The organism is Legionella norrlandica (genome assembly GCF_000770585.1).
Classification (GTDB): domain Bacteria; phylum Pseudomonadota; class Gammaproteobacteria; order Legionellales; family Legionellaceae; genus Legionella; species Legionella norrlandica.
The window spans coordinates 38,965-62,291 of sequence record NZ_JNCF01000004.1; the positions used below are offsets into that span (position 1 = coordinate 38,965).

Consider the following 23,327-nt stretch of genomic DNA (forward strand, 5'->3'; position numbering starts at 1 on the left):
GAAGAGATGAGCACTTTAGTTTTGGTTGAACATAATAATCAGGAGTTGCATAGCGCAACACGTAATATTTTATCCGCCGCTTTAGAACTAGGCAATAAAATTACTTTACTTGTTGTAGGTTACCAATGTCGAGTAGTAGCAGAAGAAGCCGCAAAGATGGAAGGAGTACATGCCGTTTTGCATGTTGATAATCCTTGTTATGAACATCAATTGGCAGAATCCGTTAGTGATTTGATTGTGTCTTTTGCAAATTCATTTAGTGCTATTCTAGCGGCCTCCAGTACCTTGGGGAAAAATATACTGCCGCGTGTTGCTGCGCAATTGGATGTAGCTCAGCTTTCTGATGTGACTAAGATAATTGATTCTAATACGTTTGAACATCCCATTTATGCGGGGAATGCGATAGAAACAGTGCGTCTTTTAGACCCAATAAAAGTGATGACCATCAGAACAACGGCATTTGACCCCATAACATCAGTTCAGGAAGCTTGTTGTATAGAAAATGTTAATAAGGAGTTTCAAGCCAAAGGAAGCCAATTTATACGCCATGAATTGAGTAAATCAGAGAGGCCTGATTTAAGCACTGCTAAAATTGTTGTTTCTGGAGGCAGAGGGCTGCAAAGCGCAGAAAAATTCAAATTAATCGAAGAGTTGGCTGATGCTTTGGGTGCTGCGGTAGGTGCATCCAGAGCTGCTGTAGACGCAGGTTTTGTGCCTAATGACTACCAGGTTGGCCAAACTGGTAAAGTGGTTGCTCCCGCGCTTTATATAGCAGTTGGTATTTCTGGAGCTGTCCAGCATTTGGCTGGCATGAAAGATTCTAAAGTGATTGTAGCAATTAATAAGGATGCGGATGCACCCATTTTTCAAATCGTGAATTATGGTTTAGTAGGTGATTTGTTTGAATTAGTTCCACAATTAATAGAGCAATTAAAGAGTAGATCTCTTGTATAATTTGAGTATTTTGTTTTAATGTCGCATAAATGTGTGAGGAACTAAAAATTTACAAGAAGCAAATACGCACTGCAGCAATAAAATGAAAGAGGCAGGTTATACAAGAAATTTAATAAATAAGAGGTAGAAAAATGCTAGTAGGGGTACCAAAAGAGATAAAATCACAAGAAAACAGAGTTGGACTTGTTCCTTCAAGTGTTAGAGAAATTGTGAGGGCAGGAAGCTCTGTTTTAGTAGAAAAAGGAGCAGGACTGGGCATTGGTATCTCGGATGATGACTATAGAAACGCAGGTGCTGAAATTGTTGATACAGCTGATGAAGTATTTGCTCAGGCCGAGCTAATAGTCAAGGTGAAAGAACCTCAGCCTATTGAATGCAAACGTTTGCGTGAAGGCCAAACTTTGTTTACTTATTTGCATTTAGCACCTGATCCTCAGCAAACCCGCTTGCTTAAAGAGTCTGGTGTAACCGCAATAGCTTATGAAACAGTGACTCAGGATGGAGGCGGTTTACCTTTGCTTACTCCTATGTCTCAGGTGGCTGGTCGTATGTCCATTCAAGCTGGGGCTCATTGTTTAGAGATGGCCCAAGGGGGTAGTGGTATATTATTAGGTGGTGTTCCAGGTGTAGCAGCTGCCACAGTTGTAGTGATTGGTGGGGGAGTAGTCGGTACAAACGCTGTTCGCATGGCTATGGGTATGGAAGCACGTGTTATTGTACTTGATCGCTCCTTGCAGCGTTTAAATGAACTGGATTTTCAATTTGGTTCAAAATTGAATACGGTATATTCCACCGCGGATGCTATAGAGAGATATGTTTCTTGTGCTGATTTGGTTATTGGTGCTGTATTAGTGCCTGGTGCCGCATCGCCTAAATTAGTTACCCGATCCATGTTAAGTTCGATGCGTCCTGGTTCTGTTTTAGTCGACGTTGCTATTGATCAGGGTGGATGTTTTGAAACAAGCCGTGCTACAACTCATCAAGAGCCTACTTATGTAGTGGATAATGTGGTGCATTATTGTGTAGCAAACATGCCTGGTGCTGTGCCCAGAACATCCACATTTGCTTTAAACAATGCGACATTACCTTTCGTTTTAGATATTGTAACTAAGGGAGTTAAACTAGCCTTATTAAATGATCCGCACCTATTGAATGGTTTAAATGTTCATCAGGGCAAGATCACTTATGAAGCTGTGGCACGAGATTTAGGATACGAATATACCTCAGCAACAGCCGCTTTATCAGGTAAATAATTCTTCATACTACTCTCCATATTAGACAGCATAATATGGGGAGTTTTTTCGTAATTTCACGCTTTGTATCGCAGGAATGACAGATTTTTACCCGGGTTGAATATAATAGCTCCAAGACGGTTGCTATTACAATTTAATCATGTGCATAACAGTGACCTTATGCGGTTGAACGAAAAACTGGCTGATAAATGCTCATATACTGATGAACGCTGCGATTCCTCATTCAGTTTTTCATTCAACCTGGGTACAAATCTGGCATTCCACCAAGATTCAAGTTATACAACCTAAGCAGTGATGTTTTTTTATATCCGATCATGCTATATCGTCAGATTTTTTAAAATAAGCTTTCTTCAACAGGTGCAAGCTGCTCTTCCTGTTGATTATTATTTGCATTATATACTGGACTTTGATCCTCTTCTGCAGGAACTTCATTTTCCCGGAAATATTCAATAATACCATTTTCCTGATTCGGTTTAGCCAGAAGCCCACTGACCGGATCTATACGTACGGCTACAACATTAGCAGGTTGTTTTAAATCAACCTCAGGTTTATTTTTTAATGCTACCTTCATAAAATCTATCCATAGGGGAAGAGCAAGATTGGCAGCGTATTCATGTAATGATTTGGGATTATCAAAACCAATCCATGTAGTTACTACAAGCTCAGAGTTAAAGCCCGCAAACCATGCATCGACCTGGTCATTCGTAGTTCCTGTTTTACCTGCAATATCTTGACGGTTTAATACACGCGCAGCACGCCCGGTGCCATGCTGTATTACATCTCGCAATGCAGTGTTCATTAAAAAGGCAATATCTTCTGAAATCACTCTTGGCGCCAGAGTTGATGCATCAACTTTGTCTTTATCGCATGGGTCGCATACTACGGTTGGTTTTGCTTGTAATAGAATTTTACCCTCCGCATCGGTTATATGATCAATAAGGTAAGGTTCTACTTTATAGCCACCATTAGCGAAGACTGCATAAGCAGTTGTCAGATCCATAGGACTTATTGATAGGCTTCCTAAAGCTAGCGATAAAGCTTTAGGTAATGATTTTTTATTAAAACCGAAACGAGTTAGGAAATCAATTGTATAATCAATGCCTATATCATCAAGAATTCTGATAGATACCAAATTTTTTGATTGGACTAATGCTTGTTTTAAGCGCGTAGGACCATTGAATTTAAGATTAACATTATGTGGGCGCCATAAATTAGGTTGGCTGGGGTCGTCCACAACAATAGGAGCGTCATTAATTAATGTCGCTAGATTATAACCGTTGTTTAAAGCAGCAGCATAAACGAAAGGTTTAAAGCTGGAACCTGGTTGCCTGCTGGATTGGGTAGCCCGGTTGAATTTGCTTTTTGAGAAGTTAAAGCCCCCAATTAATACTTCAATTCCTCCGTTTTGAGGATTCATGGCGACCATAGCCGATTCCACTTCAGGAATTTGGGCAAGTTGCCAATGTTTTTCTGCTGAGTGAACATAAATGATGTCACCTACTGCCACCACTTGCTGTGCTTTAGTTGGTGATTTTCCTACCCATCCTTTTTTAAGGGCCGGTCTAGCCCAGGATAAGCCTTCCCAGGGAATGAGAATGATTTGGTCATTTTGTAGAGCAGCTGTTGCTTCTTTTTCCCCTACTTCAGTAACAACCGCAGGAACAAGACTGCTAAGCTCTGGATATTGTCGCAGATATTGTTGCCTAATCTTTGGAGATTGACTGTCTTTTTCACCTATATTCGCTATTGGCCCTCTGTAACCATGACGATGATCGTACGCGATCAGATTTTTCTCTACGACCTCATTAGCAGTATTTTGTAGTTTCCCATCAATCGTAGTATATACCTTATATCCTTTGGTATAAGCTTCAGGACCAAAGTTATCATATAGAGACTGGCGAATCATTTCCGCAACATAGGGCGCTTTGACCTCAATGTTGGTTCCATGATATTTGGCAGTAATAGGTTGATTTATTGCATTTTGATATTGTTCTTCGTTTATATAATGCTCTTCCAGCAAGCGCTCTAATACGTGATCGCGGCGTTTTTTTGCTGCCAGAGGGTTAGCAATAGGATTTTGGGTGGATGGTGCTTGTGGAAGCCCTGCTATCATAGCTAGCTCAGCCAGATTGAGTTCTTTCAGTGGCTTTCCAAAATAAACCATGGCTGCCGCACCAACTCCGTAAGCCCGATTACCCAGATAAACTCTATTTAAATAAAGCTCCAGGATCTTTTCCTTACTCAATTCTCTGTCAATTTTGATGGCGAGCATAATTTCGTTGAATTTCCGTAAAAAGGTTTTTTTACGGCTTAAGAAAAAATTACGAGCTACTTGCATAGTGATAGTACTGCCGCCTTGGGATTTAGTTCCGGTTTTAAGCATACTGACAGCTGCTCGTCCTAATCCCATGATATCTACGCCAGGGTGTTCAAAAAAACGTTGATCTTCTGTTGCTATTAGCGCATGAATCAGAGTAGGCGGAATTTCATCATAAGTGACTGGAATACGCTTTTTTTCACCATATTCTTGAATCAGTAAACCTTCTTTACTAAAAATTTGTAGGGGTACTTGCAATTGCACCGTTTTTAATGAGTCGACATTAGGTAGTTGGCTTTCGAGGTAAAGATAAAGAAGGCTGCCAGCAACCAGTAAAAGAAAAAACAGGCTCATCAGCGCCCAAAGACCTTTACGCCAGAAGTATGCCATTTTTTTCATAGAATTTCGTTTTCGTTAAATGGGAATAGTGCGACATTATACAGTGAATCTATACAACATTGCGAGTTTTGTAGGACAAAAAGTGCAGAGCAAAAAGCCGGGTTTTAGATAGGACTGTTAACATTTTTATACTTTGGCCGAAAGTCTTGATTTTCTAGCCCCAGTTCTCCTGCTCAAAAATCAAGATTTTTCGACTCAAGATAGTCAAATATCAACAGACACTGTTACTTTGCGCCTCGGGAGGCTTCACTAGAGTAGTGAAATAGTTTACAGGTATACATCATGCATCTATATGAAGGCGCGAAGTGATGTTATTCAACACTACTATTACTCATAGAAGGAGATTTATTAGATTCATTCGTCAATGAATCATCGCTAATATCCAAAGTTAGCTTTTGTGGAGCATTTAGCTTTGAATGAAATAGACCATATGCTAAAGAAAAACCCGGGTTAAAAACTGGGTGCGGGCGGATTGGCTCTTTTACTTTCTGATCAAGTTCTTTGATTTGTCTGTCCTGATCTTCAATCTTCGCTTGTAGTTCCAGGATTTTTTTATTAGTGTCTTGTAATTGTTCAGATTTAGTATCAACTACTTTTTGTTGTTGTTGGTTAATTTGGATTAACCTTTGGTTGGCTTCTAAAAATTCTGGAACTACAAGAGAGTTTTGATGTTCCATGCACAAAGAGGAGGCAATTTCTTTAATTTCTTCATCAGAGGAACATTCCTCAGGCACTTTGGAATTGATATGGATATTTAAAGCCTCTAAAACTTCTTCTTTGATCAGATTTCCAGAATTACAAAATTCACCACCTACGTATCCATCATTTTTCAAACCGGAAAGCGAAATAATGGTTTCGTAGTCTTCTGATGCTTTCGTATAGGTTACTCCATGAGTTTTACTTTTTGGGGTAATCATGAGAAGTTTGAGATCGATTAAAAGCTGGGCTATTTGTTTTTTGTATTCTTCCAGTTGGGATGGCTCGAATGATTTTTTTCTATCCTGCATTGATTTTAGAAAGCTAATTTCATGTAAAATGAAATGCAAAAATGGACTCCTGTCAGAGTATCCTTTGGTGCATTTTTTTATTAAATCTTCAAGACGTGCTTTGAATTCAACATCTTGATCCTGAATAATTTCCTTAGAAAGAATGATCGCTTTTCTTCTTAGGGAAATAGGATTGTTTTCCGTGATTAATTTGTTTAATACTTTAGGTTGGCTGTCATGATAGCGAATGATTACAGAGGCCAACGTATAAAGTAATTCTTCTAACTTAGTCATAAATAAAGCTCCTTTTAAAGCTAAAATCTAAATGTGGAAATCCCTTACAACTTGGTATTTCACTATATTGAATGTTTTGCTGGAGTGCAAGTGCTTATTAACTAGAGCATTATTTTGAAAAATAATACAAGTAGAAAGCTTGTTTAACAGTTTATTCCATTTAAGTCTTTTTACACCAGTAAAATGATTCCAATTTATAATAGCTTACGCTAACATTAATTATTAGATCTCTTGAATCTTTCTCGTGATACGTGAGGGTTACAAAGAGATACAGGGAGGCCATACAAGTGCTCAAATTGCTTAAACCTAAGCATCATTCAATTCTTGGTATCGACATTAGTTCATCGGCTGTGAAAATATTGGAAATTTCAGAGTCCGGAGAGCAACTTTGTGTTGTTGGATATGGCCGTGAGGAGTTGCCGTCCACAGCTCTTGAAGGGAATATAATCAAAGACGTTGATGTAGTCGCAAATTGTATCAAAAAATTGATTGACCGATCGAAATTTACTTCTAAAAAAGTAGCATTAGCTGTACCTGATTCCGCTGTAATTAGCAAAGTCGTCCAAATTAATGAAGGTCTGACGGAACAGGAAATGGAAGAGCTTGTTGTTATTGAAGCTGATAAATATATACCTTACCCAATAGATGAAATAAATCTTGATTTTGAGGTACTGGGACATTCTGCCAAGAATTCCGCTTTGCTTGATGTTTTAATAATTGCTTCACGGGCAGAAAATGTGAATAGTCGTGTTGAGGCCGCTCATAAAGCAGGGTTGGAGCCTATGATTATTGACGTAGAATCGTATGCGGTTGAACGTTCAGCCCAACTACTGGCAGGCGAGCTGCCTGCAGGCGGACAAGATAAAATTGTAGCTATAATAGATATAGGTGCTAATTATACCCATTTATTTGTATTGCATGGAATGCGTTTAATATTTTCAAGGGAAGAAAAATTTGGAAGTATGCAGCTGATTGAAGCTATTGCAGAGCACTATAAAATGAACAGAGAGGAGGCTATCGTTGCTAAAAATGAGGGCAAATTACCTGAGGATTATGAAATTGCTGTATTAGAGCCTTTTAAGGAAATGATTCTTTTGCAGATCAAACGTACATTGCAATTTTTTTATTCTACCAGTCAACATGGTTTTGTAGACCATATTTTATTAGCAGGTGGAATGGCTAAACAAGCCGGATTGGCTGCCCTGATTCAAGAACAATTAGGTGTCACTACTACCGTGGCAAATCCTTTGTCTCATATGTCCTTTGGTAAACTAGTTAATTTGGATGCAATTAATAGAGACGCCCCTACTTTGATGGTGGCTTGTGGATTGGCTCTAAGACATATAAATTAAAAAATGACTGAAATTAATTTACTACCATGGCGTGAACAAAAACGCGAGCAAGAAAAGAAGTTGTTTACAACCCTGTTATTGATAGGGATTGCTGCTTCTGCAGCCATCGTATTTTTAATTAATTCTTACGCATCTCATCTAATCAGCAATCAAACGGAACGCAACCAATCTTTACAGAAAGAAATCACTTCTTTGGATGAGCAAATTAAAGAGATCCGGGCATTAAAGCAAATTAGAGAAGGTTTAGTTTCGAGAATGTCTATTGTGCGGAATCTGCAGTCAACAAGAACATTAATGGTTCATTTGTTTGACGAACTTATTAAAATCACCCCCCCCGGGATTTATATTACAAAATTACAAAGAGAGCATGATGTAGTGACCTTATGGGGATATTCCGAATCTAATACAAGTATTTCGATCTTGATGAGAAATATAGAAGCTAATGTATGGATTCAGAACCCAGTTCTGACTGAAATAAAGACAAATGTTGAAAAGAAACAGCCTCCAAATAACGAATTTAAATTAAGTTTTGTACTTAAACCAAAATATTAGGCCGATAAATTATGGATAAAGTCAATTTAAGTGAATTAACTTTAGAGAATGTTGGGCAATGGCCATTGCCGGTGAAAGTTGGATTTATTGTCGGCATAAGCGTATTAATAATAGGATTGGGTTATTGGCTTATTGTTAAACCAAATTTAGAGCAATATGATACGTTACAAGCTCAAGAAGTGACATTGAAAATGGAATTTGAAACAAAACAGCGCCAAGCTGCCAACCTTCAAGCATATCGTAATCAATTACAATTGATGAATGAGCGTTTTGGTACGATGCTAAAACAGCTCCCTGCAAAAAATGAAATGCCCGGCCTTTTGGAAGAAATATCAAAGACAGGGATTGCTTCAGGCTTGAGATTCGAATTATTTGCTCCTCAGCCTGAAGTAGTGCATGATTTTTATATTGAATTACCCATAAAAATTACAGTAGTGGGATCTTACATGCAATTAGCAAGATTCTTAAGTCGTGTGGCTGAAATGAACAGAATAGTCACTTTGCATGAGTTTAGTGTTGAGGGGGTATCCTCTGAGAATGGAAAAACAATCTCTCAGGATGAATTGGTAATGAATATCATAGCTAAAATATATAGATACCGGGCGCAATGACAATTAAAAATAAAGCTATTCTATTGACTGGGCTGTTGCCTCTATTGCTGAGTGCTTGCTCTGGGGATAATAGCGATCTTGTTAAGTACATCAACGATGTGAAATCAAGGCCTGGAAGGCCTATTGAGCCTATTCCTAAGTTTGCCCCCCTACCTATCTTTAGGTTTCCAGAAAATGATAATAGACGTAATCCATTTAAACCTATTGATCAAAAAAAGAGGAGTGATCTGTATGCTCCGGATAAAACAAGACCTAAACAGCCTTTGGAGGCTTTTCCTTTAGATGCTTTAAAATTTGTAGGTACTTTAGAGAAAGATAATGAGATTTGGGCCCTGATAAAACAGCCTGATGGACAGATTACTCGAGTGAAGGTTGGGGACTACATGGGGCAAAATTATGGCCGTATTATTTTAATTAAAAATGAACTGATTAAACTGGAAGAGACTGTGCAAAATTCAGGAGTGTGGGAAAAACAGATTACCACAATTAATTTGGATACTGGCAAAAAGCAGGAGTGATGTGTGCGAAAAATTATCGCTATTTTGATATTGATTAGTGTCAGTTTTAGTGTGGCCTATTCTAAAAGTAATTCTTTGATTTCAGTAAAAATACTGCCTTTGCCTGAAAATAGGGTAAGAATTGATTTTCAATTTGCTAAACCTTTAAAGCAGCTTCCTGCAAGTTTTATTACCCAGAAGCCCCCTCGTCTAGTATTAGATTTTATTAGTACAGACATGCAACTTCCTCATGAACAGAAAACAAAGACCATTGAGTTGGGTTCATTACGTAGTTATAACATTGTTGCAGTAGGGGACAGAGTAAGAGCCATATTGGAATTGGATCGCTCAGTATCTTATTCAGGCAGTACGGCGGGTTCGGTTTATAGTCTTGTCCTGACTGGTAAAAGTAATGATTTATTCGAAAATACCAAAGAAGTATTTATAACTAATCAAGTTGTGAACGCGAAACACGAAATTAAAAGAATTGATTTTCGCGGTATAGAGAAACAAGGGGGTAGGGTTTTAATCGATGTTTCTGATACAGGTATTCCAATTGATGTAACACAAGTTGGTAAGGAAATAATAGTTAATTTTATAAATACAAGAATTCCACTGAACTTGATGAAGCGTTATGACGTTTCCGATTTTCATAGTCCAGTACAAATCATCACTATGCAACAGGAAGGCACAAAGGTTCGAATGACCATCCTTAGCAAAGGCGATTATGGGCATTTTGTTTATCAGGTCAATAAACAATTTATGGTCGATGTATTCCCTTTAACTGCCGAAGAAATTCGCCAGGCGAAATTGAAAAAACAGGTATTTACTGGTAAACGAATTTCTTTAAATTTCCAGAATATTAGTATTCGAGCAGTACTTCAATTACTGGCGGATTTTACTGGAATTAATATGGTAGTTAGCGATAAGGTACAAGGAGATATAACCCTTAGATTAAATGATATACCCTGGGACCAAGCGCTGGATATTATTTTAACGACCCAAGGCCTGGATAAGCGTAGAAAGGGTAATGTCATGCTGATAGACACCAAAGCTTCTATGGATAAAATGGAGGAAGAGCAACTCAAAAGTCAACAGACAATAGAAAAGTTGGAACCGATACGCTCTGATTTGATTCAAATTAATTATGCAAAAGCAGTTGATATTGCTGTTTTGGTTAAGGATAAACAAAACTCCTTGCTATCCGAGAGAGGTAAGATAAGTGTAGATGCAAGAACCAATACGATTTGGATTCAAGACACAGGTACCAAAATTGAGGAAGTGAGGGAGCTGATAAAGCAATTGGATGTGCCTGTTAAACAAGTTCTTATCGAGGCGCGTATTGTTGAAGTGACGAAGGATTTTGCTCAGGAACTTGGGATAAGATGGGGTATATCTAAACCAACTCATTTAAGTGGTACTTTGGAAGGTGCTAACCAGTTAGCCCAAGGAACACTACCCGCTAATGTAACTCCGTTGAGTGATCGATTAAACTTGGATTTGGCGGCTGCAGTTTCTCCTCTAACAGGCGCTCCGCCAGCTTCGGTGGGTATTGCGTTAGCTAAGCTTGGTGATAATATTTTATTGGATCTGGAATTATCGGCATTGGAAAGCGAAGGGCGTGCTGAATTAATTTCCAGTCCAAGACTAATCACAACGAATCAACAAGCAGCAGTTATTGAGTCAGGTGAGGAGATTCCATACCAGGAGGCTACTTCAAGTGGTGCTACAGCGGTCGTATTTAAAAAAGCGGTATTGAGTTTGAAAGTGACACCACAAATTACACCTGATGGCAAAATTTTAATGGATTTACAGATAAATCAGGATACACCTTCTCCCCGAGAATTTCTTGGAGTCCCTGCGATAATTACAAAAGAGATCCAAACGAATGTATTAGTTAATAATGGTCAAACCATAGTTCTTGGAGGTATTTATAAGCAAGATAAGAGAAAAACAATCAACAGAATACCTTTTTTTGGCGAATTACCTGTAGTTGGAGCTGCATTTAGAAATAGTGAAATTACTTTGAGAAATGAAGAGTTGCTTATTTTTATTACTCCAAGAATAATAACCAATGCTCTATCGATTACTACTATTGAAGGCCGTGAAAAAGAAGTTTATAAATAAATGAGATATAACTATCATGTTATCTGATGATATATAACGAATTTTTAGTAGGTTGGTGCTGCGTAAATAGCGAGGTCCAACATGCTAATCTCTTGGTTTTTTCCAAATCAGGTTAATGCGTGTCAAACTGTATTTATATTAAAACTATTAACTAATGGTTGTGCTTGTGATACGGTGAGTGTGTTATAATAAATAAGTTAGGTTGCTATATTTTAAAAAGCCTTTAACCTTAATAAGCCATGGAATGTGCAAAGACGCAAGTTCAATGGGCAGCAAGAAATTGCGATAAGTAATTATTTTGTATGTAATTAATTATCATCCGTTGTAGAATATCGGAAGTTTTTAGATTGTAGTTGGATGTATTCCTAATTTATGTTATTTACTTTAAACCTTAGAGCTGTAGGTAATGCTTTATCTCGTAGCGGATTGTAAATATCATGAAATCATCTAAGACGTGTATCTAATTTGTTGTTATAATGGGCATGGTTAATTATGACAATTCAGTAGAAGAGGTATATAAGAAAAAATGAGCATAGTTAAAGTACGAAATATTTTTCTCATTGGTCCCATGGGTGCTGGAAAGAGTACTATAGGACGTGCTTTGGCAAAGGAGCTCAAACTGGAATTCTATGACTCAGATGAAGTAATTGAAGAGCGCGCTGGCGCTGATATATCATGGATTTTTGATATAGAAGGGGAGGAAGGATTTAGGCGTCGAGAACAAAAAGTTATCGATGAATTGACTCAAAAGAATAATATAGTATTGGCAACTGGTGGTGGTGTGGTCATTACTCCTGAGAATAGAAATGCTCTTGCAGCTCGTGGAACAGTAATTTATCTCAAGACATCTTTACAACAGCAATTTGAAAGAACAAAACGTGATACGAAACGACCTTTATTACAAACTGATGATCTTGAAGGACGACTGGAACTGCTAAGAGACGAGCGAGAACCTTTTTATGATGAATTAGCAGATGTCAGCTTTGAGACTGATAAATTAACCGTAAAAGCTGTAGCCAATAACATAATAAAATATTTGTATGGCGAAGTTTGAACTTTATGCCAAGGTTGATATTTCTCTATCAGGATATCAATATCCAATAATTATATGCCAAAATGGATTAATGGATTCTGATTTCATCAATCGCCTCGTCACTTCAGAACAAGTGTTTGTCGTTACCAACAGGACAATTGCGCCTTTGTATTTGAATTTGTTGCAATCTATTTTATCTACAAAGCAATGTGATGTCGTTGTATTAGAGGATGGTGAGAAGCATAAGAATCAACAAAGTTTGTTTAGCATTTACGATTCTTTAATTCAAAACCAACATCATCGAGATACTTGCATAGTAGCTTTAGGTGGAGGAGTGGTTGGTGATATTGCTGGATTTGCGGCTTCTACCTACCAACGAGGCGTGTCATTTATTCAAATACCTACGACGCTTTTGGCTCAAGTCGATGCTTCAGTAGGGGGTAAAACTGCTATCAATCATCCTTTAGGAAAAAATATGATTGGCAGTTTTTATCAGCCTATGGCTGTTATAATTGACTTAAGTACCTTACAAACATTGCCTGAACGAGAATTTCGCTCAGGTATTGCTGAGATGATAAAATACGCCTTGTTGGTGGGTGGGGCTTTTTTTAAGCAAATTCAACAGGTGCTTCAGCAAGGATTAACAGTAGATAGCCCAGAATTACCACAATTAATAGCAGAATGTTGTCAAATTAAAGCAAAAATTGTAGAACAGGATGAAAAAGAATTAGGACAACGCGCCTTACTTAATCTTGGGCATACTTTTGCCCATGCACTAGAAACATATACTAATTATCAAAGATGGTTACATGGTGAAGCGGTAGCTATAGGGCTTTATTGCGCTTCGCTATTATCGAAAAAAATGGGTCTACTTGATAAAATGATTGTGGATGAAGTAGAGCAGATGCTGATTGATGCAGGATTACCTTATAAAATTCCAAAATCAATAGATTTAAGTCAATTAAGAGACTTAATGAATTTGGATAAAAAAGTAAAAAACAATTGTTTGCGTTTTGTGGTGATGAAAAAACCAGGTGTTTGTTATCTTGATGACTCGGTTACAGAAGATTGTTTATATGACACGCTGATTAATGCTGTAGAAGGAGAATAAAAATGGCAGATGATAAGACTCATCCTGAGGAAGGAACTGTAAATCAACCCAGGACTTTACTAAAACCTAGATCTTGGTTTGCAAAAATTGATTTCATTAATCATTTGATTCTTTCTAACAATCTACTAATAACTGTTTTGTCAGAAAAAGAGGGTGGGAAAACTTGTTTTAGTTCTCTATTACAAAATAATCTGGATCAACAGATTACATCAGTATTAATTAAGGTGAAACCACCGCTGGATAGCCAAAATATTATCAACCAGCTTACTACTCAGTTACATCTTAACCATAGTAAAGACATTGATATTCATTCCATCGTAACCCAAATCAATGAACGAAAAACTCATGTTCTTTTGATCATTGATGATGCGCAATATTTGCCTGAACACTTCATCAAAGAAATCATGATCATGATAAAAAATCAGGGAAATTTGGGATTTTTTCATGTTTGTCTTATTTCTAATTATTCAATTATTGCTACACTACATGGTTTTGTGACGGACCAATTTAGTAATCTTATACACACCATAGAATTAGGAAAATTGACTGAAGGTGAAACCAGAACTTATGTTTTGCAACGAGTAATGAACTCTCATTTAATTAACAAACCACTTACTGACGTGCAATTCAAGCAATTTTATCAGTTGAGTAAAGGAAATTTGGCGAAAATCAATGCAAATTTGGGATCATTTATCTCCAATTGCTCAACTAAAAATGGAAACAATAAGTATGCTATTTTAAAAAGAACTGGTTTGGCAGCAAGTGTTGCTATTGCAGCAAGTCTATCCTACTTCTATTTTGATAGGGTATACGATGCCAATAAACTACCTGACTTGGCTGCTGTGACAACTCCACCTCCGATAAAAGACATTGTTAAAGAAATTGAGACTCCATCTATGAAGCAATTAGCGAGTTATATTGCTTCATGGGAAGATTCTTCTACAAGACAATTGGTTCATTATGGGTTACCTAAAAAACAAATTTTAGATGATTTCTTGGATGAAGAGGAAAATATTAATACAGTTGCCCTTGTGGATAAAGTAGTTGTTATTCCGAAGGTAAAACCTAATAATCAGTCTATGCAAGCATTATCTCAGAAATCACCAGTAGTGATTAGTGAGTCTAAATTGCCCTCGGTCCCAATTTTGGCACAGAAGAAACCAACTCATCAGAGAACTGTAGTTAAAAAAAATATAAATAATCATTTATATACCATACAGTTGGCTGCAAGCCATAAAATGGAAGATATCAACAAATTTAAGAAAAATAACAAACTGCTTGCGCAAAGCGTGATAAGACATTTTACAAATGCAAAGGGCAGTTGGTACATATTAACTTTTGGAGAATATGAGAGTAAGGTCCAGGCTCAGAGGAATATAAAAAAATTGCCAGCTGAGCTTGTCAAATTAAATCCTTGGATACGAACTGTGGAAGGTCTTTCCAGCATAGGTTAGGTCACAAATTGAAGGGCAAAAATTGTCTTTGCTCCCCCTAATTCTGGGAAAACAGGCTCAAATCTGCTAATCTTAACTTAGCCATCAGAATTTTAAGGAGAAAATGATGTATAAAAGGGTATTATTTGCTACGGACTTTGATGAGGTGGGTCTACGAGCAGCTGAGAAGGCAAAAAAAATAGCTGATGAAAATAATGCTGATTTAATCTTGGTGCATGTAGTTGAACCGATCCCAGCTTATGCTTACCCTGGTTTTGCAGGATTTGCTGAAGTAGAGATGTCTATTCGTGAGCAAGCTGAAAAAGAATTAAATGAATTGGCTGAAAAATTAGGCGTAGATGAGAGGCACCGTTTTATAGAGTTTGGTTCAACCAAAAATGAAATCTTAAGGGTAGCGAAAGAGCATAAAATTGATTTGATCGTTACTGGAAGCCATGGAAAGCACGGCCTTTCTTTATTATTAGGATCCACTGCCAATGCCATTTTGCATGGTGCAGAATGTGATGTTTTAATTGTAAGGCCTAAAGTAAATCATTAATTAAGAAGCTTTGATTAAACCCGTATTTTGTTTTAATTAAGTTTGGGGTTTTATAGGTTGAGTTATTTTGATCCACAGGCATCATTGAAAAGCGTATTCAATATCCCATATTGGATCGAATGACCAACCTATAGGCACATGGTTGCTGTCGGGGAAATGGAATTTTAAATAAAACCTGACATTCAATAAACTTCAGAAAACCAGTATACTATGTCTTTTTACAATTCGAATTGAATCGACTAATGAAATTGCTACGTGGTTCCAATCATTTTGCTTTATTTGATAAAGGTGCTGTTGCCACCATTGGTAATTTTGATGGTGTTCACATAGGGCATCAGCATTTGATTAAAGCGTTAAGGGTAAAAGCAGATAAGCTGCAGTTGCCTCTGGTTGTGATATTATTTGAGCCTCAGCCTAGAGAGTATTTTCATAAAAATAATGCTCCTCCCAGGCTCTCTAGTTTAAGGGAAAAGATAGACATATTACGCCAATGTCAGGTGGATTACGTGTATTGTATAAAATTTGATGAAAACTTGGCTCAATCCACGGCATCATTTTTTGCTCGTCATTACCTATTGGAAGGATTAAAAATACGATATCTCTTAGTTGGGCAAGATTTTCGTTTTGGTAAAGACCGAAAGGGTGATGTTGAATTACTTAAAACTTTGGGCGCTAATTATTCTTGTGAAGTGGATGTTTATCCTGATTTTTTCATTGGAAATGAGAAAGTGAGTTCCACCAAAATTAGAGAAGCATTGCAAAGAGGAGAATTGCCTCAGGCAGCCAAGTTTTTAGGTAGACCTTACAGTATGTGTGGACGGGTAATAAAAGGTGATGGAAGGGGGCGTCAATGGGGAATTCCAACTGCCAATTTGGGCATGCATCGTTTATCGGTACCATTACAAGGTGTTTACGTTGTCCAAGTGCATATCCATTCAAAAATGGTAACTGGAGTAGCGAATATTGGAACGCGACCTACTGTTGAGGGAACCCAAAATATTTTGGAAGTGCATTTGTTTGATTTTAATGAGTCTATTTATGGGGAACTATTGCAAGTAATTTTCTTGCACAAACTTCGGGATGAAGTTAAATTCACGTCTGTGGATGCGTTAATTACACAGATTAATCGTGATATTACAGAAGCAAAGGCATTTTTAAAGCAGGGGTATAGCCTTGCAAATGATCAATCAAATAATGTCATGAACAGGATCGGCGATGTAGTTTAATTTACCTATTAAGGTGATTTGGCGTCCAAGCTTTTTACTGCATATTAACAGTAATCGTTCAAGATGGGCCAAAAATATGGCATTTCGGCGATACAGGGCGAACAGTTACTATTAAAATGACACAGGAAAAAATTGAAAATTATCAAGAGAGATTAATGATTTGGCAGAGTAGGCACCTATGGCAGAATATAAAGATACTTTAAACCTTCCAAACACTTCATTCCCAATGAAAGCAAGTTTGTCCATTCGAGAGCCGGAAATGCTGGCAGAATGGCAAGCTAAAGGAATTTATCAAAAGATTCGCAAATCTCGATCTGGGAAGAAGCGTTTTATTTTACATGATGGTCCTCCTTATGCCAATGGCCATCTGCATTGCGGGCATGCGCTAAATAAAATTCTTAAAGATATTATTATTAAATCAAAGACATTTAGTGGCTTTGACGCGCCCTTCGTACCGGGGTGGGATTGCCATGGTTTGCCTATAGAATTGAATGTAGAAAAGAAAGTAGGTAAAGCAGGAATGAAGATTACTCCCAGCGAATTTCGCGCTAAATGTAGGGAGTATGCTGCAAGTCAAATAGATATACAAAGAGAGGAATTTCAACGGCTTGGGGTTATGGGAGACTGGTATAATCCTTATGTAACTATGGATTATCGTTATGAGGCAAATATAGTCAGAGCTCTGGGCTTAATGATTAAAAATGGCCATTTGCAGCAAGGGTTTAAACCAGTCCATTGGTGCATTGATTGCGGCTCTGCCTTAGCGGAAGCAGAAGTGGATTATGAAGATAAGATTTCTCCTTCTATTGATGTGGCTTTTGCAGCAATAAATCCATCAGATTTTATTGAATGTTTTGGAATTAACCCTGATGTAAAACCCTTAATTCTGCCTATCTGGACTACGACCCCTTGGACATTACCAGCGAATGAAGCAGTTTGTCTGCATCCGGAAATTGATTATTCATTAATTGATGCTGGCAATTCTTATTATGTTGTAGCTACCGATTTGGTTGAATCTGTGATGGCACGATACAAAATTAGCCATTATAAAATTTGTGGTTCCACTAAGGGACGAGTTTTTGAGCGCTTTAAATTACAACACCCATTTTACCATCGACATGTCCCAGTAGTTCTTGGTGAGCATGTGACTACAGAATCAGGTACTGGTTGCGTGCATACTGCGCCGGCGCATGGCCCTGATGACTATCTGGTAGGCCAAGCTTATCATTTGCCATTAATCAATCCAGTTTTGGCCAATGGATGCTTTGCAGAAGATGTTGAATTATTTGCGGGCCTTTCAGTATTAAAGGCTAATGACAGTATCTTGGGGGTATTATCAGAAAAAAACGTTCTTTTATCCAACGATAATCTCCGACACAGCTATCCCCATTGTTGGCGCCACAAATCCCCAATGATTTTTCTTGCTACCCCACAGTGGTTTATCTCGATGGATAAAGCCAATTTGAGGGAGGCTTTATTGAATCAAATTGAAGAAGTTAATTGGGTGCCGGACTGGGGGAAAGCTCGAATTGGCAATATGATTGAGAATAGACCTGATTGGTGCATATCAAGACAGAGGGCGTGGGGCACTCCTATGCCTTTGTTTGTTCACAAAACAACAAGAGAGCTTCATCCTAATACTTTGGAATTAATAGAAAAAGTTGCCTTGATGATTGAGAAATCAGGTATTGACGCTTGGTTTGAATTGGATAGTGTCGAATTACTTGGAGATGACGCTCAATATTACGATAAAATTATAGATACTATGGATGTATGGTTGGATTCTGGCACCTCACATTATAGTGTGTTATATCATAATAATAATTTAGGGTTTCCAGCAGATGTCTATTTTGAAGGCTCTGATCAGCACAGAGGATGGTTTAACTCCTCTTTAACAACTGCAGTCGCAATGTATGGGGTGGCTCCCTACAAAACTGTATTGACTCATGGATATACTGTTGATGCGGAAGGCAAAAAGCTATCAAAGTCCAAGGGGAATTATGTCGCTTTGGATAAATTAGTAAATCAACATGGAGCTGATATTTTAAGATTATGGGTGGCATCGACTGATTATCGTCATGAAGTGAGTATTTCTGAGGAAATTATTAAGCGCAATGCCGATGCTTACCGGAGAATTCGTAACACAGCCCGCTTTTTATTAGCTAACTTATTTGATTTTAATCCAGATACTGATTGTGTTAATGCCAAGGATTTGTTGGAGCTGGATAGATGGGCTCTAATGCGTTGCCAGCTTTTACAGGAAGAAATTATTGCAGCCTACGAAAATTATCATTTCCATTTGATTTATCAGAAAATCCATAATTTTTGTGCTGTCGATATGGGCAGCTTCTATTTGGATTTGATTAAAGATAGACAATATACGACTGCAAAAAACAGTATCGCGAGACGTTCATGCCAAACAGCAATGTATCATTTAGTTAAAGCCTTTGCTGTTTGGTTAGCTCCTATCTTATCGTTTACTGCAGAAGAAATATGGCAAGCGATTCCTGGATATAATAATGAATCCATTTTCATTGAACATTGGTATGATGCGTGGCCAATGATTACTGATGTGAATATGGAAGATTGGGAGCAACTACATTTAATTCGTGATGAAGTCAATAAGGCTTTGGAGGAAACCAGGCAGAAAGGCGAAATAGGTTCTGCTTTAGCTGCTGAGGTGACTCTTTATGCTGATGATAAGATATTACCCAAACTGACGAGATTAAATGAGGAATTGCGTTTTTTATTGATAACATCGGATGCAACAGTTTATCCCATCAATCAATCTCCCAAAGGATTACCCGTCACTGAATGTGGCGCCTCTATACAGGTAGTTGCCAGTGCTTATGAGAAATGTACTCGTTGTTGGCATAGACGCGCAGACGTTGGTCAGAATAAAGAGCATCCTGAGTTGTGTTCACGCTGTGTAGGTAATATTAGCGGGCAGAATGAAGAGAGATTTTACATATGAAAAAATGGCCTTGGTTTGCACTCAGTATTTTGGTAATTATCTGTGATCAGGTAAGTAAGTATTGGGTTGGGGTATTGTTAATTCCCTATAAACCGATGCCAGTTATTCCTATGTTGAATTTTACCTTGGCGTTTAATACAGGGGCTGCCTTTAGCTTCTTAAGTGGTGCTGGTGATTGGCATAGATGGTTTTTTGCCGGGTTTAGCCTCTTAATGAGCATTATTTTAGTGATTTGGCTGCTTCGCACTCCAGAACGAGCAAAATTTCAGGCTTTAGGCATAAGCCTCATTTTAGGTGGGGCCTTAGGTAATTTGATTGACAGGGGATTGCATGGTTATGTCGTTGATTTCATAGACGTCTATTATAAACACTATCATTTTGCTACTTTTAATTTGGCAGATAGTGCTATTTGCATTGGAGCTGCAATTCTGGTTCTGGATTTACTGATCCGCAGAGGATAATGGAAGCGTAGTTGCTCCATCGTATTTTCTCCCTGCCTTGATATTAGATAATTGAGTGCGCCAAGTTCGCTAAGGCATTCAATTGTTTTTTATCCGGGTTATGAATAACCACTGCTGCAACAGTAGGTATGTTTAGGTAATGCTCTGCTTCATTCCACTCAATTTCGGTAGGGAACAAACTTAATTTCGGTAAGTATTTATTTAACATATTGCAAAATACCTGGTTAGCGGGACAGGGGCGTACTTGTTGGAATCCAAGGTGTATTGCAGCCATCGCTTCTGAAAGCGTAGCAACGCCTGGGAAATAACACATGGAATAAACACTGGCTGTTTGGGCAACGGGAGGTAAAAAACCAGGGCTGGAGGCAAAAAGGACGCCAGCTTGATAACATTGTTCTAGCTGCTGGGTATCAATAATGCCGCTGGCTCCAATTTTTAGTGTAGGGTATTGATCTTTAATTTTTGCTAAAAGATTAGCATCCGTTGAATTAATTTCAACTAAATCAAAACCAGAATCAGAAATATGATCCAGGCGATCAAATAAGAAATTATCAATATCCAGAGCTATTATTACAGATTGATTACCCAACAGTTTTTCTATAATCATGTTTAATTCCGAAATTCTGCAATAACTTTTAATGGTAGAAGACTTATTGCCAATTGGCAAGTATCTTGATAAGAAAAACATCAACTTGAATGATGTTTGTATGGATTTTGAAAGTTGTTTTGTCAATGTTTGATTGAAAAATCTTCCCGGATCACGGTTTTTGCCTAATCCGGGCTAGGAAATAAACCCCTCTAAAATTTTCATTAAGAAGCTTTAAATGGGGTAGGGGTAATATCAAACGGGTTATATCGTTGCTCCTGAGCTTTGTCCGTTTCGCTTTGTATTGAGGTAACGCTAGGTTTTGTAGTATCTACTCCAAATCTTTCTAAGTTTCTCAATAGGCTCTGCATCATTTGAAAGGGGATTGGCCCTTTACGAGGCAACTGATTCATTGCGAGTGTATAGTAATTACGGGCTGGTCCAGCAGGAATTTGATTTTGAAGTTGGAGTTTCTTTAGTTGATCACGAGTGAGGCCAGAAGTTTCCGAATTCTTCATTTCTTCTATTTTGGCTTTGAAAAACATAGTAACCGAAGCGAGGCTTGGAGTTGGCTTCGGTGATGAAGCGCTTGTACTGCCTCCAGATGGGGACAGAGTGGGTGTATCCTGACTCAAATTAGGTTGATTCATTTGGCTTAAAGCGTTACTCATGGTGGCTTGATATTTACTAATGCTATTGGCAATTTCGAGCCCTTCTTTTTTATTGTCTTGTACTTGCTGCCTTGCTTCTTCAACACGTCCTTTATGTACAGTAGTTTCAAGCCCTCTGTTATGATGTACCAATTTCTTAACCGTCATTGGTGTTTCGTATTTAAGGCGATCAAAAGCTTGTTCCGCTTGCTTTTGTTTTTCCGGGCTGTGTTCTATTGATTCCCAGTTTTCATTTTGGTTCAAGAGATAAAATTTACCATCTTTTTCAAGAATCCGTTGTTCTTGATGGATAGGATAAAATTTGCCATCTATTTCAGCAAGCTTTTGCTCTTTCCCTATAACAAATTCGGCCTCTTTTAATGAGTCAACAGGATTGCCTTTAGCATCAATGAAGCGTTTTTCTCCTCGGTGCACTGCAAGCATATCCTGAAGGTTAGCTAATTTTAAATTCGCCCCATTATGACGCTGCATCAATTCAGGTACTTTTTCATTATCGGCTGGATCTCGACTAATAATAAAATTATTAAGCTCCTCCAATTGCTCTTCCATTTTCAAGGTAAGCCTTTGAATTGTTGCTTCGAGCTTAATTCCTACCATGTCTTTTTGGGCATTAGCATAATCTTTCTCAGCTTTCTCTAATGCTTCAGAGTTCCCTTTAATCGCATCCCACTGACCTTTTTGTACAAGATAAAACTGTCCGTTATGACCAATGACTTCTTGATTTTTATTGATAATTAATTTCGCATCTTTTAATGATGCAGGTTCTCCCTTTTCATTGACAAAAGACTTTTCTCCTTTATGAACATCACGCATAACTTGTAAAGCAGCAAGTTTCATTTTTATGCCATCATGTTCACGTTGCAAAGATTGAGTCATTTGCTCATCGCCTTGATGCTTGCTCATTAATTGCATGAGTTTGTCGCCATCTCTGGAGAAGAATTCCATTCGTTCTTCAATTTCATCAAGAGACAGGTCTTCAGTGTCTACCAAGAAACTGTCTAATTCTTCAGTACTGGCTTCCTGCTCATAGAGATCATATTTATCCTCTATTTCTTTTCCTTGACGTTCCAATTTATTCAGATTTTTCTCTAGATCCTCTCTTTTTGCAGCATTTTCTTGAGCACGTTTGATGAGATCATCATACTCTCTGAGCATACTTTGTAAGGCTTCATTTTGCTGTGTGGAGCTGGGCTGAGTACTGCTTGGAGTGCTTGTTTTTCCGGCATCTTTTATTGCTTTTTCATTTTGATCATGGATGATTTCTTTAACTTTTTCTGCCGCCTCTGATTTTTCAGATAGATACCATAGGAACAAAGCAGCCTTTAAACGGCGCATGAAGAGCTCATGTTCTTGTATTTTTTCCTGATGTTGCAAAAGAATGTTTTTTTCAAGCACTATGTGGTGACTTATTTCATTGACAACTTCTATGCCGGCTGGGGACATAAGAAATTTTTTTACTTGAAAGGAATTTTTTAAGCCTTCTCGGCCCAAATTGATGGTGGAACCACTGTCTTCTTTTGCCTGTGGATCAAGCAAGCTGGATTCAATCCATTTCTCAAATGAAGTTTTGAAAGGTTTGACAGATTCTTTGTCTTTGATTTCTTTTTTAGTATCAGAGGCATACGATTTCTCTTCTCTGTTACTGTCTTTTGCTGAGATTTGCTTATTGTTTTCAATTGGCACTTGTTCAACTGTTGTAGGCTTTTGTGTATGTTCTTTTTCTTGAGATTTAGTATGTGCTTTAGCTGTATGAACTTCAGGTGATTTGCTTTTTTTTACCATAAACAGGATCCTTAAATGCCCATAGTTAATTTATATTATACACAATATTGGTCAATAAAACATCAGTTTATTCATGTTTTGCCGTATTTTACATAATAAATTGCCATTACTTTAATGTTTCATCTTAGGAGTAAGTAATTCAATTTGCA

General features: G+C 37.8%; 18 protein-coding genes. 14 read left to right on the plus strand and 4 right to left on the minus strand.

Going from position 1 to position 23,327, the window contains the following annotated elements; all coding sequences use genetic code 11:
• Positions 1-6: 6 nt before the first annotated feature.
• On the plus strand, positions 7-954 hold the full coding sequence (locus OK13_RS01810; RefSeq protein WP_035887099.1) for an electron transfer flavoprotein subunit alpha/FixB family protein: 948 nt from the start codon (positions 7-9) through the stop codon (positions 952-954).
• A gap of 131 nt (positions 955-1,085) precedes the next feature.
• Positions 1,086-2,207: an alanine dehydrogenase gene (gene ald / locus OK13_RS01815; RefSeq protein WP_035887101.1), complete on the plus strand. Its 1,122-nt coding sequence runs from the start codon at positions 1,086-1,088 to the stop codon at positions 2,205-2,207.
• A 334-nt stretch (positions 2,208-2,541) separates the two neighbouring features.
• Here the strand turns inward: ald and OK13_RS01820 are convergent, their stop codons facing one another.
• Complete coding sequence (locus OK13_RS01820; protein WP_035887103.1) at positions 2,542-4,923, minus strand: penicillin-binding protein 1A; 2,382 nt, start codon at positions 4,921-4,923, stop codon at positions 2,542-2,544.
• A gap of 311 nt (positions 4,924-5,234) precedes the next feature.
• Positions 5,235-6,203 (minus strand): hypothetical protein, encoded by a 969-nt coding sequence (locus OK13_RS01825; protein ID WP_035887105.1) that lies wholly within the window; start codon positions 6,201-6,203, stop codon positions 5,235-5,237.
• Between the two features lie 287 nt (positions 6,204-6,490).
• Here OK13_RS01825 and pilM point away from each other — a divergent pair, with 287 nt between their 5' ends.
• From pilM to lspA, 12 genes are all read left to right on the plus strand, one after another.
• A complete protein-coding gene (gene pilM, locus OK13_RS01830) occupies positions 6,491-7,555 on the plus strand; it encodes a type IV pilus assembly protein PilM (RefSeq protein ID WP_035887106.1) in 1,065 nt (354 codons plus the stop codon).
• A gap of 3 nt (positions 7,556-7,558) precedes the next feature.
• Positions 7,559-8,107, plus strand: coding sequence for a PilN domain-containing protein (locus OK13_RS01835; protein WP_035887108.1), 549 nt, complete (start codon positions 7,559-7,561; stop codon positions 8,105-8,107).
• Positions 8,108-8,118: 11 nt separating this feature from the next.
• Positions 8,119-8,718, plus strand: coding sequence for a type IV pilus inner membrane component PilO (locus OK13_RS01840; RefSeq protein ID WP_035887110.1), 600 nt, complete (start codon positions 8,119-8,121; stop codon positions 8,716-8,718).
• Positions 8,715-9,236 (plus strand): pilus assembly protein PilP, encoded by a 522-nt coding sequence (locus OK13_RS01845; protein ID WP_052117517.1) that lies wholly within the window; start codon positions 8,715-8,717, stop codon positions 9,234-9,236. The genes OK13_RS01840 and OK13_RS01845 overlap by 4 nt, the downstream gene beginning before the upstream one ends.
• 3 nt (positions 9,237-9,239) lie before the next feature.
• On the plus strand, positions 9,240-11,342 hold the full coding sequence (locus tag OK13_RS01850) for a type IV pilus secretin PilQ (RefSeq protein ID WP_035887112.1): 2,103 nt from the start codon (positions 9,240-9,242) through the stop codon (positions 11,340-11,342).
• Between the two features lie 526 nt (positions 11,343-11,868).
• Positions 11,869-12,396, plus strand: coding sequence for a shikimate kinase AroK (gene aroK / locus OK13_RS01855; RefSeq protein WP_035887114.1), 528 nt, complete (start codon positions 11,869-11,871; stop codon positions 12,394-12,396).
• A complete protein-coding gene (gene aroB / locus OK13_RS01860; RefSeq protein WP_035887115.1) occupies positions 12,383-13,486 on the plus strand; it encodes a 3-dehydroquinate synthase in 1,104 nt (367 codons plus the stop codon). Before aroK ends, aroB begins: the two co-directional genes overlap by 14 nt.
• Before the next feature lie 2 nt (positions 13,487-13,488).
• A complete protein-coding gene (locus OK13_RS01865) occupies positions 13,489-14,940 on the plus strand; it encodes an SPOR domain-containing protein (RefSeq protein WP_035887116.1) in 1,452 nt (483 codons plus the stop codon).
• Positions 14,941-15,046: 106 nt separating this feature from the next.
• Positions 15,047-15,478, plus strand: a complete 432-nt coding sequence (locus OK13_RS01870) for a universal stress protein (protein ID WP_035887117.1) — start codon at positions 15,047-15,049, stop codon at positions 15,476-15,478.
• A gap of 242 nt (positions 15,479-15,720) precedes the next feature.
• Positions 15,721-16,704 (plus strand): bifunctional riboflavin kinase/FAD synthetase, encoded by a 984-nt coding sequence (ribF, locus tag OK13_RS01875; protein WP_035887118.1) that lies wholly within the window; start codon positions 15,721-15,723, stop codon positions 16,702-16,704.
• 178 nt (positions 16,705-16,882) lie between these two features.
• Positions 16,883-19,678: an isoleucine--tRNA ligase gene (gene ileS, locus OK13_RS01880; RefSeq protein ID WP_035887119.1), complete on the plus strand. Its 2,796-nt coding sequence runs from the start codon at positions 16,883-16,885 to the stop codon at positions 19,676-19,678.
• A complete protein-coding gene (lspA, locus tag OK13_RS01885) occupies positions 19,675-20,139 on the plus strand; it encodes a signal peptidase II (RefSeq protein WP_035887120.1) in 465 nt (154 codons plus the stop codon). The genes ileS and lspA overlap by 4 nt, the downstream gene beginning before the upstream one ends.
• Before the next feature lie 43 nt (positions 20,140-20,182).
• Here the strand turns inward: lspA and OK13_RS01890 are convergent, their stop codons facing one another.
• Together OK13_RS01890 and OK13_RS01895 are read right to left on the minus strand one after the other, a co-directional pair.
• The gene (locus tag OK13_RS01890) at positions 20,183-20,746 is read right to left on the minus strand and encodes a beta/alpha barrel domain-containing protein (protein ID WP_035887121.1); all 564 of its coding nucleotides are present in this window, start codon (positions 20,744-20,746) and stop codon (positions 20,183-20,185) included.
• Positions 20,747-20,949: 203 nt separating this feature from the next.
• On the minus strand, positions 20,950-23,178 hold the full coding sequence (locus OK13_RS01895; protein ID WP_035887122.1) for a hypothetical protein: 2,229 nt from the start codon (positions 23,176-23,178) through the stop codon (positions 20,950-20,952).
• Positions 23,179-23,327 lie beyond the last annotated feature (149 nt).

Coding starts and splice junctions, on each gene's coding strand:
- OK13_RS01810 (WP_035887099.1), top strand. CDS start 7: ATGAGCACTTTAGTTTTGGTTGAACATAATAATCAGGAGTTGCATAGC.
- ald (WP_035887101.1), top strand. CDS start 1,086: ATGCTAGTAGGGGTACCAAAAGAGATAAAATCACAAGAAAACAGAGTT.
- OK13_RS01820 (WP_035887103.1), bottom strand. CDS start 4,923: ATGAAAAAAATGGCATACTTCTGGCGTAAAGGTCTTTGGGCGCTGATG.
- OK13_RS01825 (WP_035887105.1), bottom strand. CDS start 6,203: ATGACTAAGTTAGAAGAATTACTTTATACGTTGGCCTCTGTAATCATT.
- OK13_RS01835 (WP_035887108.1), top strand. CDS start 7,559: ATGACTGAAATTAATTTACTACCATGGCGTGAACAAAAACGCGAGCAA.
- OK13_RS01840 (WP_035887110.1), top strand. CDS start 8,119: ATGGATAAAGTCAATTTAAGTGAATTAACTTTAGAGAATGTTGGGCAA.
- OK13_RS01845 (WP_052117517.1), top strand. CDS start 8,715: ATGACAATTAAAAATAAAGCTATTCTATTGACTGGGCTGTTGCCTCTA.
- aroK (WP_035887114.1), top strand. CDS start 11,869: ATGAGCATAGTTAAAGTACGAAATATTTTTCTCATTGGTCCCATGGGT.
- aroB (WP_035887115.1), top strand. CDS start 12,383: ATGGCGAAGTTTGAACTTTATGCCAAGGTTGATATTTCTCTATCAGGA.
- OK13_RS01865 (WP_035887116.1), top strand. CDS start 13,489: ATGGCAGATGATAAGACTCATCCTGAGGAAGGAACTGTAAATCAACCC.
- OK13_RS01870 (WP_035887117.1), top strand. CDS start 15,047: ATGTATAAAAGGGTATTATTTGCTACGGACTTTGATGAGGTGGGTCTA.
- ribF (WP_035887118.1), top strand. CDS start 15,721: ATGAAATTGCTACGTGGTTCCAATCATTTTGCTTTATTTGATAAAGGT.
- ileS (WP_035887119.1), top strand. CDS start 16,883: ATGGCAGAATATAAAGATACTTTAAACCTTCCAAACACTTCATTCCCA.
- lspA (WP_035887120.1), top strand. CDS start 19,675: ATGAAAAAATGGCCTTGGTTTGCACTCAGTATTTTGGTAATTATCTGT.
- OK13_RS01890 (WP_035887121.1), bottom strand. CDS start 20,746: ATGATTATAGAAAAACTGTTGGGTAATCAATCTGTAATAATAGCTCTG.
- OK13_RS01895 (WP_035887122.1), bottom strand. CDS start 23,178: ATGGTAAAAAAAAGCAAATCACCTGAAGTTCATACAGCTAAAGCACAT.